Source organism: Fodinibius roseus (assembly GCF_900129315.1).
GTDB classification, from domain to species: domain Bacteria; phylum Bacteroidota; class Rhodothermia; order Balneolales; family Balneolaceae; genus Fodinibius; species Fodinibius roseus.
In genome coordinates, this window is sequence record NZ_FQUS01000004.1 from 13613 (window position 1) to 27345 (window position 13733).

11 protein-coding genes are annotated in these 13733 nt (G+C 52.8%); all 11 read right to left on the minus strand.

Going from position 1 to position 13733, the window contains the following annotated elements:
- Positions 1 to 21: 21 nt before the first annotated feature.
- The 11 genes from BUB16_RS04520 to BUB16_RS04570 all read right to left on the minus strand — a co-directional run bounded on the left by BUB16_RS04520 (position 22) and on the right by BUB16_RS04570 (position 13672).
- Positions 22 to 528 (minus strand): hypothetical protein, encoded by a 507-nt coding sequence (locus BUB16_RS04520; protein ID WP_073059970.1) that lies wholly within the window; start codon positions 526 to 528, stop codon positions 22 to 24.
- A 50-nt stretch (positions 529 to 578) separates the two neighbouring features.
- Positions 579 to 3671: an efflux RND transporter permease subunit gene (locus tag BUB16_RS04525; RefSeq protein ID WP_073059973.1), complete on the minus strand. Its 3093-nt coding sequence runs from the start codon at positions 3669 to 3671 to the stop codon at positions 579 to 581.
- Positions 3672 to 3688: 17 nt separating this feature from the next.
- Positions 3689 to 4915 carry an efflux RND transporter periplasmic adaptor subunit gene (locus BUB16_RS04530; RefSeq protein WP_170864281.1) on the minus strand — a complete coding sequence of 409 codons (1227 nt, stop codon included), beginning with the start codon at positions 4913 to 4915 and terminating at the stop codon, positions 3689 to 3691.
- Positions 4916 to 4937: 22 nt separating this feature from the next.
- Positions 4938 to 6176: a TolC family protein gene (locus BUB16_RS04535; RefSeq protein ID WP_073059977.1), complete on the minus strand. Its 1239-nt coding sequence runs from the start codon at positions 6174 to 6176 to the stop codon at positions 4938 to 4940.
- Positions 6177 to 6325: 149 nt separating this feature from the next.
- Positions 6326 to 7645 carry a sensor histidine kinase gene (locus BUB16_RS04540; protein WP_073059979.1) on the minus strand — a complete coding sequence of 440 codons (1320 nt, stop codon included), beginning with the start codon at positions 7643 to 7645 and terminating at the stop codon, positions 6326 to 6328.
- The gene (locus BUB16_RS04545) at positions 7632 to 8318 is read right to left on the minus strand and encodes a response regulator transcription factor (protein WP_073060498.1); all 687 of its coding nucleotides are present in this window, start codon (positions 8316 to 8318) and stop codon (positions 7632 to 7634) included. Before BUB16_RS04545 ends, BUB16_RS04540 begins: the two co-directional genes overlap by 14 nt.
- A 151-nt stretch (positions 8319 to 8469) precedes the next feature.
- The gene (locus BUB16_RS04550) at positions 8470 to 8856 is read right to left on the minus strand and encodes a DUF302 domain-containing protein (RefSeq protein WP_073059980.1); all 387 of its coding nucleotides are present in this window, start codon (positions 8854 to 8856) and stop codon (positions 8470 to 8472) included.
- A 232-nt stretch (positions 8857 to 9088) separates the two neighbouring features.
- A complete protein-coding gene (trxA, locus tag BUB16_RS04555) occupies positions 9089 to 9412 on the minus strand; it encodes a thioredoxin (RefSeq protein ID WP_073059981.1) in 324 nt (107 codons plus the stop codon).
- An 87-nt stretch (positions 9413 to 9499) separates the two neighbouring features.
- The gene (locus BUB16_RS04560) at positions 9500 to 9721 is read right to left on the minus strand and encodes a CBS domain-containing protein (protein WP_073059982.1); all 222 of its coding nucleotides are present in this window, start codon (positions 9719 to 9721) and stop codon (positions 9500 to 9502) included.
- Entirely contained in the window at positions 9718 to 12483 is a 2766-nt protein-coding gene (locus BUB16_RS04565; protein ID WP_073059983.1) for a cation-translocating P-type ATPase, read from the minus strand. The genes BUB16_RS04560 and BUB16_RS04565 overlap by 4 nt, the downstream gene beginning before the upstream one ends.
- Positions 12484 to 12508: 25 nt before the next feature.
- Positions 12509 to 13672, minus strand: coding sequence for a chemotaxis protein CheB (locus BUB16_RS04570; RefSeq protein ID WP_073059984.1), 1164 nt, complete (start codon positions 13670 to 13672; stop codon positions 12509 to 12511).
- Between the last annotated feature and the right edge of the window lie 61 nt (positions 13673 to 13733).

Here is a 13733-nt window from a genome sequence, read left to right on the forward strand (position 1 = left end):
AGAACGTGAAGGTGCCGGATATTACTCCAAATCCTCATAAAGACAGGTAAGTGTAAGTGCCGGCACGGTCGTTAGCTGTTCCGTACTGCTCGTGCTTGCTCCCGAATGAAAAATCTTGCCGCCCTGGTAAGCGGTATAAAGCAACGTTCCCAGTGAAATCAGCGCAGAAAAGGCCAGCACCCCGAAGAGCGTATTCCGCCACCGCAGATCGTATGAAATCACAAAAAGGCCAACGATGCTCAACAGGCCGGTTGTAATGGTAAACCAGAAGGCAATTTCCGCTGCCTCTTCATGATTGTGAATGACCTCGTGGGAGGCCACAGAAAGTTCTTCGACAATATCTTCAGCGGCTTCCCCCGTTTCCATAGCTGCATAACTGCTTGCCGCTCCGACCAAAAAGAGGACCATTGCAATTTGCAGTATGGACTTATTTTTCCTGAAAAGTCCCCACCCCAGGATAAGAATTCCAAAGAGAACACTGAAAATGGGAACGTGATTTACGATTAAATGCAGGTAGTCAGCTTCCATAATAACCTCTTTTTAAAATTAAAAGTTAAATGATGGTGGTAATGTTAATATTAGAATGCTTCTTCCCTGGGTTCCAGTTTTTTGCCTTTTTCCATCCAGTGATAGATGGTAGGCAGTACCAGCAGGGTCAGCAGGGTCGCGGTTACGAGCCCCCCCACGACGACCGATGCCAGGGGACGCTGTACCTCGGAACCGGGTCCCGTGTTAAACGCCATCGGGATAAAACCGAGGCTGGCCACGAGGGCTGTCATCAGCACGGGACGCAGCCGGTCGCTGGCTCCCTGGATAACGGCCGTTTTAAGATTGGTGCCCTCCTTTCGCAAGTCGTTGAGATGGGCAACCAGTACAATTCCGTTGAGAACAGCAACCCCGAAGAGGGCTACAAAGCCGATGCTGGCCGATACCGACAGGTACAGCCCGCGCATCCAGAGGATAAATATACCGCCGGATAACGCCATCGGAAGATTCAGGAATATGAGCAGGGTGAACCGTATTTTACCGAACATCAGGTAGAGCAGGCCGATAATAATCAGAAGCGAGATCGGTACGACAACATAGAGATGATTCATGGCCCGCTGCTGGTTTTCGAACGTTCCGCCGTATTGAATAAAATAGCCGGCCGGTATATCCACGCTTTCCGCAATGGTATTCTGAAGATTCATCACATACGAGCCCGTATCGATATCACGGATGTTAATGCCTAAAATGACGCGCCGCCACCCGTTCTCCCGTGCGATTTCACGGGGCCCTTCTTCTGCGTAGATTTCGGCCACTTCCTTGAGGGGGATATATCCTCCGCCGGGCAGCTGCAGGGGCACTTCCAGAATATCCTGGAAGCTGTTCCTGAGGTTTTCCGGCAGACGTACGTTGATGCCGAACCGTCGCTGCCCCTCAAAAATTTGTCCCGCCTCACTGCCGCCGATGCCGGTCCCGATAACATGCTGGATGTGGTTGACATTCAATCCGTACGAAGCCACGGCCTCGCGGTCGATCTCGATGTTGTAATAGGGTTGACCGCTGCTTTGCTCGAGATAGAAGTTATCGGTGCCCTCGATATCCCTCAGGATCCCCGACACCCGCTGTCCGACCGCCTGGAGCGTGTCCAAATCCTCCCCGAATATCTTGACGGCAATGTCGGACTTCACGCCGCTGGTCAGTTCGTCAACACGCATGGCGATGGGCTGGGTGATGTTATAGGAAAGGCCGGGTTCGGTTTCCAGATAGGGACGGATATCGTCAATGATATCCTCTTTGGTCAGGCCCCCGCGCCACTCCTCTCTTGGCTCGAGGACCACCCATACATCGGTTTGATGCACGCCCATCCAGTCATTGGCCAGGTCGGATCGTCCCGTTTTGGGCACGACGGTTTTTATTTCCGGAATATTTTGCGTCAGCTTAGCCGCCAGCCAGTCTGCATTTTCTACCGACTCCTCAAGAGTCACCGAAGGCATCCGTACCTGTTCCACCAGGATCGAACCTTCATCCAGCTCGGGCAGAAATTCAGTCCCCAGAAAAGGGATCAAAGCCACAGAAATGCCAAAAATGGCCACTGCCGTTGAGAGAATAATCCCTTTTTTTTCCAGGCTTGCTTCCAGGAATCGTTCGTAACGGGGACGCAGCCAGTTGATGACATAATTCTTTCGGATCTTAACCCCTTTGCGAAACACAATAGCGGACAGGGCGGGCACATAGACCAGGGCCAGCAGCAGGGAGCCAAAGACAGCGGTGGCTACCGTTATAGCCATGGGCCGGTACAGGATGCCTTCCATCCCGGAAAAGGTCATGACCGGCACATAGACCATCAGGATAATAAGCACCCCGAAGAAGATGGGACGGGCTACCTCGTGGGCGGCCTCGCGGATGATGAGCAGGCGGGATTTTTTGGAGCGATCCTCATGCAGTTTATCCACGATGTTTTCGACCATCACCACCGAACCGTCCACGACCATTCCAAAATCGATCGCCCCCAAACTCATCAGGTTGGCTGCGAGTCCCACCTGCTCCATCCCGATAAAAGCAAAGAGCATGGAAAGAGGAATTACGGAAGCCACAATTAAAGCCCCGGAGATCTCTCCCAGCAGCAACAGAAGCACGGCAATCACAAAAAATCCGCCCTCAACCAGGTTGGTCACAATGGTATCCGTCGTCCGATCCACGAGATCCGACTGGTCGTAAAATTTTTCGATATAAACGCCCTCCGGGAGACTTTCATTAACCTCCTCAATCTTGGCGTCTACGTCACGGATCACTTCGCGGCCGTTGCCGCCCCGAAGCATCATCGCAATACCGGTCACAATTTCGCCCCTGCCATCCTGGGTAACCGCCCCCTGCCGCAGCTGCCGCCCGACCGAAACATCCGCAATATCTTTTACGTAGACCGGTCGCCCTTCCAGCTCCTCGACGATAATATCCTCAATATCCCCGGTACTGTTTATTTGACCGAATCCGCGGACGATATACTGTTCCCGGTTGTGCTCCAGATAGTTCCCGCCCGAGACGCTGTTATTATTTTCAATAGCATCGGTCAGGTCTTTCAGCCCGATCCCGTAATTTCTCAGTTTATCCGGGTCAACCGCCACCTCATACTGCTTGACAAAGCCGCCGAACGAGTTGATTTCGGTGACGCCCTTAACGGTCTTAAGCTGAGGGGCGATCAGCCAGTCCTGGATCGTACGCAGCTCGGTAAGGGTGTAGCGGTCACTGCCGCGGACCACATATTGCACAATCTCTCCCAGCGCCGTGGAAATAGGTCCCAATTGCGGGGAGGAAACCCCTTCGGGCAGCTCCCCGGCGATGCTTTGCACGCGCTGGCTAACCAGTTGGCGGGCAAAATAGATATCTGTTCCTTCTTCAAACTCCACGGTTACGGCCGAAAGGCCGAACTGCGAGATCGAGCGCACCTCCTTGACGTCGGGCAGCCCGTTCATGGACGTTTCAATGGGATAGCTCACCAGGCGCTCTACATCATACGGTGAATACTGTCCGGCTTTTGTAATCACAAGAACCTGAACAGGGGTGACATCCGGCTGGGAGTTGATGGGAATATTCAACAGCGAAAAGACGCCGGCGGCCGCCATGAGGAGCGTCAGCGAAAGGGCAACGAATTTCTGTTTTAAACTGAAATCAATTAATCGAGTTAGCATGATACATATCCTGAATGTTAGTCGGCAAACTGTTCAAAACGTTCCAGCGCTTTAAGGCTGAATACCTGGGTTACCGCGATTTTATCGCCGGCTGTCAGTCCGGATTCAATAATGGCGGAATCAGCGGTTGCACGATTGATATCAACGGGTCGTTTTTCATATTCCCGGGGCGAGAGCTGAACAAAAACGGTAGCCCGGGATCCGTCAAACTGAATAGCGGACATCGGTATGCTGATGGCGTCTTCGCCGGCCCGGGCGGTGTATGTCATGCGGACATTTTGTCCGATAATAGGCCAGTTGTTCCTCGTTTCCACCAGGGAATTGAGTACGATGGACCTGTTTTCTTGGTCCAGGGCCGGATTTACGGAGGTAACGGTCGCTTTAAGCCGGGATCCCGATGCGGGGCCTTCGCCCGATCGCTCTGTGATGAGAACAGGATTTCCGGGCTGCAGAAAAGGAGCATCGGAGGCGGAGACAAAACCTTTTACCAGTACCTCTTTACTGTCAATAATGTTGAGCAGCTCCTCGTAGGCGTTAACCGATTGCCCCAGATCGATTAAATGCTCATTCACCACGCCTGTTATCGGGGCGTAGAGGGTGAGACGGGACTCAGGTTCAGACGTCTGGGGATCCCACTGCTGAATAGTCCCCTCGGAAATACCGACGGCATGCAGGCGGGCGTGCGAGGCATTTTGTTTGGCTTTGGCCCTGTTCAAATCGGCCTGGGCCCGTTGCAGCGTACGCTCGGGACTTATTTTCTCCTCTGTCAGGACTTTGAGGCGGTCTACCTGCTGTTGCTGGAATATAATTTCCGCTCTTGCTTCGAGATAGTCAGCCACAAGATTGGCGAATTCAAGGCTCTCCAGTTCCAGAAGCGGGTCCCCTTTGCGCACGTGCTCTCCTTCATGGGCATAAATACGGGCCACCCTCCCGTTAATGGGAGCACTTAAAAATGAAATCCGCTCCGGGGAGGCAAACACCTGTCCCGGCGCTTCAATCGTAAAAGAGATCTGCCGGGATTCAATGGTTTGGGTTTGAATGGACAGGTCTTCGGCCTGCTGCTCCGTAAGCTGTACGGTCGCCGGTGAGTGGGCCCGGGCAAGAGAGGGCGGCGTACCGGGATCCTGTGTCCCTTCATTTTCCGTTGGATCTCCCCCGCAACTTATTATCGCAAAGAATATGAAAAGAAGCAGTGTCCCCGGCTTCAGATATTTATGAATGGTATTGCCTGAAAAAATAGTCATGATCATGTCCATTGATTACTTGTCATTTAAAAATGATATCGGCCTGCAGGTATTGCTCCAGGGCAATAACCTTCAAATAATAATTTCTGAGTGTTTGATAGTATGCTTCCTGGGTTCGCAGGTAAGTGCGCTGGGCCTCCAGGAGTCTCAACAGGTCCAGCTCGCCATACTGGTACCCTTTTTGAGTCATGCGCACCAGTTCCAGGGATTTTGATTGAATGGACTCCCTGAAGCGCTGGATATTGACCCGGGTCGTCTGGTAGCTGTGCCAGGTTTGTTCCGCCCGTTTTTTTAGCGAAAGTTCCTGTTCTGCAAATTTCCAGTCTATTTCGCGCTGCAGCGCATGGGCCTGTTTCACTTTGCGGCTCTGGCTGGCGCCAAACCAGAGAGGAATGCTTACGCCCACCTCGAAACCGTAAAAATCATAATTATTGCCGAAGTCCTGTTTGTAATAGCTTATGCTCAGGTCCGGCAGGTAACTGGCCCTGGCAATTTTGGTCTGCAACAATGCCGCCCGCTGCTGCCGGCTGATCTGTTTCAACTCCGGATGATGGTCCAGCCGCCGCAGAACCTCCTCCTGGTCAATATCCACCGCGATATAATGCAGGGTATCGGGGAAGCTGATATCATACCTCTGATCTTCCGGTTCGAGTCCGATCGTCTCGAACAGATCGTACCGGGCGTTCATGATCTGCCTGCGGGCCGTCTCGAGATTGTTCCGGGCTTCAGACAGCTGCAGGTCGGCCTGCATGGCGTCAATTTCGGAGGACTCCCCGAGGTCTGACCTCGTTTGGGCGGCATTGCGTAATTGCTGGAACAGATTCACCTGCTCGCGGGCAAGATGGCTTATTTCGATAGCGTAGGCCAATTCGGTGTAGGCCGATTTTACATCAGCCTTAAGCTGCAACTTTTGAGCCTCCAACTGCCGTTCAAGTACGCCGGTTCGTGCTTGCTCATTTTTGTAGCGATAATAGCTGGTGAGCGGAAAATCAAACGTCTGTGACACCGACCAGCGCTGTTCGGAAAAGCCGTTATCGCCAACGCCCTCCCTGAGGTAGGCGAGTTCGGGATCCCGGAGCCCGATGCTCAAAAGCTGCTGCTGCCGCTGTGCATCTATCTTGTTGCGCAGCTGGTTGATCCGGGGATTCTGATCATAGGCGATCCGGAGAGCTTTTTGAACATCCAGGGAAGAAAGGTCCGTCGTATCGGCACTTCCTGCCTGCCAGGAAAAAATCAGTGCAAAAATGAGGGAATAAATCATCTCAATACCTTTTAGCCGTTAAACGCATTGCCGCGTTATTGTTTCACTGGCTAAAAGGTATAAAGAGAATCTGTAGAGAATATGGATTTCATACGTAATTCCCGGGAGCGTCCCGACCTTGCCGGGGGCTGTCGGACTTCCGGAAAAAACTAAAAAAGAATACTTACCTCCGCTCCTTTTCCCGGCCTGTTTTCAGCCCTGCAGTCAAAGTTATGCAGGTGACAAATGCTCTGCACAATAGAAAGCCCGAGACCGGGACTGCCGGCATCCTTCCTGTCAGGGGGATTGCCGATCTTTTTAAACCGATCGAAAACGGAGTTAATAAATTCCGGCGGGATGCCCGGTCCCTGATCCCGTACCGAAAAACGGGGATTCTCATCCTCACAGCATGTTGCAAGCGTTATGGTGGATCCGCCGGGAGAAAATTTTATGGCATTCTGTATGATATTGTATACGGCCGCGTGAATAAGCTCTCCGTTTCCATGGACTTCGATGTGACACGCAAACTTTTTTTCTATGGCAATCTCCTTCATCTCGATAAAATCCCTAAGTTCCCCCGTCACCTCCTCAACCACTTCATTGACTGCAATGTGCTGATCGAGCGAATACTGTTTATTTTCTACCCGGCTGATTAGCAGCAGGGCATCACTTAACCGGCTCAGCCGCACGGCGGTATGCTGTATATCGCTGACCGATTCGATGGTCTCCTTGTCCAGCGATTCCGCTTCCGACAGAATATTCTCCGCCTTCTGCCTAATAATGGAAAGCGGGGTCAAAAGCTCATGTGAAACATTTTGGATAAAATGCTTTTGATCTTCAAAGGAAGAGCGAATATGCTGCATCATCGAGTTCAGGGCCCGGTTAAGGACGTTTACTTCGTAGGTGGAAGTCCCCGGAAGGGACTCATCAAAGTCAGAGGGGTCGGATATGTTTTCAAGGGTGTCCACTGTATGATAAAACGGGGTTAAAATCCGGTCCAGCACAAACTGGTTGAATACATACAGCAGAAGAATCCATATCAGTAACCCGGCCAGCACGCTTATGAGGATCGTGGTACTGATGTCGGCCCAAGAGGCTACCTCCTCATAAATTCGCAATGTATAATACCGGTCATTTACGGTGACAGTGGTAGTTAGTTGCCGGTAGGATTTGGATTCCACCTCTTTCTCCGGGTTACGAAGCGTATCAATGGTCGCAAACCGGTTTTCATGGGGAGCTACGGAACCGTCATATTCCACTATTTCAATCCATTCGTAGGAGCCGAGCCTGCCCAGTTCGATTATCTGTTCAAGACTGGATGCGTCCTGCCCGACCTGGCTGATGATATCAATCTTATGCTGAAGCAGGTGATTGTCGAGTTCGTCGTACACCGTCTTATTGACCAGGTAATAGATGCCAACGCTGGTAAACAGAAACACGACCAGTGTCAGTATGGTATTGCTGAGCAGTATTTTGTTATTCAGCTTCATACGCGGTCAGCTTGTACCCGACGCCATAAATGGTTTCTATAATATTGTGCGCGCCGGCTTCAGAAAGTTTTTTCCGGATATTCTTCATGTGAGAGCTGATGAAGTCGAGCGAAAACCGGTCGTCGATCCTGTTTCCCCAGATATGTTCGGCCAGCGATATCCGGGTAATGGTTTTGTTCTTGTTAAGGATGAGGTAGCGCAGCATTTTATATTCTGTTTCGGTAACATCAAGTGGTTGGTCGTTGACCTGCACCTCCATATGATCGAGGTTGACTTCCAGGGGGCCTCCGGAAATATGATTGTCGCTTATTTTGAACTTGCGGCGTAACACCGCGTGGATGCGGGCTCGCAGCTCTGCTATCGGAAAAGGCTTGGACAGATAGTCGTCGCTGCCCAGTTCCAGACCTTTAACCTTGTCCTCGGTTTCTCCCCGCGCCGTAATGATGATCACCGCCGTCTCCCGGTAGTATTTATTCACTGATTTCAGTAATTCAAGGCCGTTACCGTCGGGGAGCCCCAAATCCAGGAGCACCAGATCATATGGCTCCCCTGCGACAAGGTCGTTGGCCTCTTGCAGACTTTCCGCCGTATCCACATAAAAATGTTCCTCAAGCAAGCATTGCTCGAGATCCTCGATCAACAGTGGTTCATCTTCTACGATAAGGGCTCGCATATATAATCCTGTATTTGTTATTGTAACGCCCACAGCCCGTCCCGGGCTCCCGGGGGTGCAGGAAAGCCACATAAGAAGGCATTGTCCATTTTTTGAAGGGGCCAACCGGATTCATTACAGTCCGGAACTACCTCCTCTTCTTCTGATATCCTTAAAGGGAGTCGATAACCTTGGTAAGGAGTCCCTGTACCTTTTGGGCCACCTCGCCCAGCTCTTCATTTTCGACCGCCTGCATGGAGGCAATGGGATCAACCGCAGATACCTCCACCTCGCCGTTCTCATGCTCCTGTACAATCACGTTGCAAGGCAGCATCAGGCCGATATGACCTTCTGACGTAAGGGCCTGGTGGGCCAGCGGCGGGTTGCAGGCGCCTAAAATCTGGTACTTCCTGAAATCTACATCCAGTTTCTTTTTCAGGGTCGCCTTGATATCAATTTCCGTTAGAACGCCGAAGCCCTCCTCCTTCAAAGCGGCGGTCGTTCTTTCGATGGCTTCCTCAAATGGGATATCCAGTTTTTTGCTGATGTGATAAGACATAATAGTGGGATTAGTGGTTTGCATTAATTTTCCCTTTAAAATTCAAAATCGATACTAAGCTGCGGCTGTCTCGACTGCCTGACATCCAGCTGCAGGAGTAAAAATACGGGATAAAAACACGCATTCAACGTAACGGTCTGTTAAAATTTAAAATAAATACCGGGCTTAAAAACGAGAAACGCGCGCGTTCATGCCGGGGATGGTGGGCCATAATTATAGGGCTCCTCCCCGCTTATATTTCCCGCAGTTTCTGATCGAGAATGCGTTTAAGCTGGGGCAGTTGCACGACCCCCGATTGCTGCCAGAGTATTTGTCCCCTGTGGAAAAGGATCAGCGTCGGCACGCCCCGCACCTGGTACCGGATAGCGGCAGCGGCATTTTTTTCGGTGTCCACTTTTATAATATTGAGCTTGTCGCCCATCTCTTTTTTCAGATTCTTAAGAATCGGGGCCATCATCTTGCAGGGACCGCACCAGTCGGCGTAAAAATCCACCAGTACCGGGGTATCCCCGTTAATCACTTCGGAAAAGCTCATCGTCTTTTTTGCAGTACTCATTGTTTTGGCTGTTTAATTTTAGGTGTCGTAAATAATAGTATTGTCAGGCCAGCCGCATTCCCCGCCGGCACATTCTTCACGCCCGCATCAGTAATCAAGCGGAGCCCGGAAGGTGATAAATTCACTGATATTGTTCATATCTATCGCACCTGCCAGCTTCTTTCCCTCTATAACGGGAAAGAAGGTTTTATTATTGGAGCGCACTTTCCGGTATATTTCGGTCAATTTATCATCGATTTGAACCGGGTTAAACTCCTTCTCCATAATATCCTGTACTCTGGCCTCCGTATTCCTGTTTTTTAACATCATTCTCTTCCCTCCCGGCTTCTTCCGGCCCAGACCTTTTGGAGTTGCCCCACCAACAGGGGAATAAAACTCATGACCGCGACCACCAGCCAGCCCTCCCCGGTCGGCGGCGACAGCTGCATCACCTCGGCAACCGGTCCGGCATAAAGGGCCCCGAATATCAGCGCCAGGCACAGGACAATAGCCCTCCATACCCATCTGTTCCGCACAACCGAATTGTCCACAAAACCGCTGTTGCTGTCCCGCATGTTGAATACGTGCCAGAGCTGGGCAAGAGCGAGGGTTAAAAAGCTGAGCGTTACGGCTTCACGCTCGGGAAGTTCCAGCCAGTACAGACCGGTGAACAGGGCTCCGAGAACCACCGTTGTGATCACAAGGCCATAACCACCAATGCCGATCCAGTGCTGCCGGTTCAGGATCGGTTCACCCATTTTACGGGGTGGCTGCTGCATCGCCCCCTGCGTTCCTTCACCGACGCCGAGTGCCAGAGCCGGGAAAACGTCCGTTACCAGGTTCAAAAAAAGTATTTGCAACGGCAATATCGGCAAAGGCGCCCCCAGCAGGGAAGCCAGTCCCACCACCAACACTTCGCTGACATTACAGGACAGAAGATAATATACAAACCGCCGTATATTCGTAAAAATAACACGACCCTGTTCAATAGCCGTAACGATAGTGGCGAAGGCGTCGTCCGTCAAAACCATATCCGACGCTTCTCGGGCCACCTGGGTGCCGCGCTTGCCCATCGCGATGCCTATATCCGCTTTCTTGAGAGCGGGGGCATCATTCACCCCGTCGCCGGTCATACCCACAATATGACCCTTCTTCTGGTATAACTCGATCAGGTCGAGTTTCTGCCGGGGGCTGATGCGGGCAAAGATGCTGGCAGACAAAATCTGATCGGTATCCTGTTGCGACGATTCAAGCTCCTGCGGGGACGGCAGGTCGCTCCCGTGAATCACTTCCGCCTCCTGTCCCTCTTCTGCGGTAACCAATCCCACCGATTTAGCAATATATTCGGCCGTATGGGGTTGATCGCCCGTCACCATCACGACGCGGATTCCCGCTTTCCTGCAGGCTTCCATTGCCTCCCTGACATCACCCCTCGGCGGATCCAGCAGCCCGACCATCCCGATAAACACCAGGTTTTCATAGGGATCACCATCGGCCGTATCCGCCTCCCGATAAGCCAGGGCCAGTACCCGCAAGCCGTCGGCGGCAAGCTTTTCGTTCATCGATTCCCATTTTTCCCGCTCTTCCCCGGACAGGGAACGCTGCTGCCCGTTTGTCAGATAGGAGTTGCAATGCTCGAGCACCGTACCGGGAGCCCCTTTGACTGAAACCCGGTACCGGCCCGGCTCCATCTCATTCCAGGTGGCCATCATTTTAACCTCGGGATCAAAGGCCTCTTCCCGAACTTCGGGATACTGCTCCAGGAGCTCTTTCCGTTCAATACCGGCAAGATTCGCGGCTTCCAGCAGCGCTATTTCGAGGGGATCCCCGCTGTTTCCTCCACTGCCCTCTTCATCTCCGGCTCCGTCTGTATCGGTATCGGTTTCAGTGTTTGTGCCAGGCCCCCCATCCCCCGCATACGTGGCGTTATTGCAAAACGCCCCCGTCTCCAGCGCCAGCCTTATATCTTCATCGTCCGTGTCCCCGTCCCCGATATGCCCGGAAAAATCCGATCCGACGTCTATCTCACGTTCCGAAAGAAAAAGCCGCGTAACACTCATTTGGTTCTCGGTTAGTGTTCCCGTCTTGTCCGAAAAAATAATCTCCGTCGCCCCCAGCGTTTCGACGGACGAAAGCCGGTTGATGAGGGCATTCTTGCGGGCCATGATACGCATGCCCTTGGCCAGGGCAATCGTGGCTACTATAGGCAGTCCTTCCGGGATGGCGGCCACGGCGAGCGCGATACCGGTCTGGATCATCAGAAACATCTCCTTGCCCGACAGCACACCGCTTACCGATATAAAGGCCGTTATCGCAAGCGTCAGCAGAATCAGCCGGTAACCCAGCCGGTCAAGCCGTTCTTCCAGCGGCGTCTGCTCCTCTTCGGCCTCCTCGACCAGCGACGAAATATGTCCCAGTTCCGTTTGCTGTCCCGTGGACACGACCACTCCTTCTCCCGAGCCCCGGGTGATGGCGGTCCCCTTATAGAGCATGGACGTGCGTTCCCCCAGAACCGTATCTTCGTCAACCGGCTCAGGGGTTTTCCCCACCGGCATGCTCTCGCCGGTCAGGGCCGACTCGTCGGCCTGCAGCTTTGAGGAGGCGAGGATACGTATGTCGGCCGTGATGATGTCGCCCCCCTCCACCAGGATGATATCGCCCGGGACCAGGTCCCGGGCGTCCACCTTCATGACCTCCCCGTCCCTGCGCACCCTGGTCTCTACCCTGCCGAGCTTGAACAGGGCCTCCATCGACCGGACGGCTCTCAGCTCGGTAAAAAATCCTATGCCCGTATTAATGACGATGACAATCGCGATGGCCCAGCCTTCCAGTATTTCCCGGTACAGAAAGGATACCAGCGCAGCTACAGCCAGCAACAGGATGATCAGACTTTTGACCTGCTCGACAAGAATTTGCCACAGACTCTTCGTCTCATGCTCCCGAAGCTGGTTCTGACCGTATTGTTTGAGGCGCTTTTGCACTTCCGCGCCGGAAAGCCCGCTCTCCTGTTCACTTTCCAACGCCTTTAGCACCTTGCCTGCCTCAGCGGCCCATGCATTTTCAGGCTTTTTAAGGGAATGCGGGCTGCTCATAATATCTCTTGAGAATATCGATTCGTCATACGTTCCTGAAGTACTCTTGATCCCTGTTAAAAAGATTCACGTGCTCATATCCTTTCATTTTCCGGTTTCCCAGGGGCTGTAGAACATGCTTTAGCAGCTGGCGACTGATCTGTTCTGCCGGATAATAGTGATCGGCCAACCCTTCTCCCATCACAGACAACGGAAGATCATCCACCACCGCATCCCCCGGATCCTGAATAATGACACGTCCCCCTCCCTCCCGGATCGCACGGGCGCCAGACAGCCCGTCAACGCCGTTTCCACTTAAAATAATACCCAGTACGTCCCTCCCGTATAATCTCGCCGCAGACCGGAAAAGGACATCGATAGAGGGACGGTCCCCATTTTCCCTGGGACCGCGATGGACTTTAACAAACGGCCGGTTGCCCCTCTGCGCAATCTCACAATGGCGACCTCCGGAGGCCAGTAAGGCCGTTCCCGGCGTCAGCGCCGACTCCTCAAGCGCTTCCCTGACAGCCAGAGGGGAGCCCTCTTTTAACAGCCGAGCCAGGGCACGGGTATAAAACTTAGGCAAGTGCTGAACGGCCACAACCGGAACGGGAAAATCGGCCGGAAGCTTCCTGAGAATATCATTCAGTGCCTTCGGTCCCCCCATACTGCCCCCTATGACAATCAGCCTGACCGGCCCTCTGTTCATCCAGGCCTTTTCTTTTTCCGGTTGCTCTTCTGTGTCAACCAGGGACCGGGCCTCCTTTTTTCCCGCCGTCCACCCGTCGAGAGCATCGCTGCCAACCACACGCTTTATCCCCTGTATCATCGGGGGCAGGCGCTTGGCAAGATGGCGGGTGGCGAATAAAAGAGCATTGCTTTTTTCCGGCTTGGTAATAACGTCAACCGCTCCCTTGCGAAGCGCATAGAGCGCAGCCTGGGCTCCCCCCTCCGAACGGGAGCTGATAACCACTACCGGCAGCTTTGGAAAACGCACCCGGAGGGTATTAAAAATGGTGAATCCATCCGGCGCGGAATCTTCAATATCCAGCAAAACAACATCGGGATTTTCCTCATTAACCAGCTGTTCGCTTTGGGTTAGCTCTCCGCTGACCCGGACCACTACATCGGATTCCCGGCTCAGTATCCCTGCAATGGCCTGCCGGACTACTATATCGTTATCGAGGACAAGCACTTTCATCTTTTCCATAACAAACTCCTTCTTCTTTTACTATACCGCGCTGCCTGCTACACGTTCAATATTCCGTGGC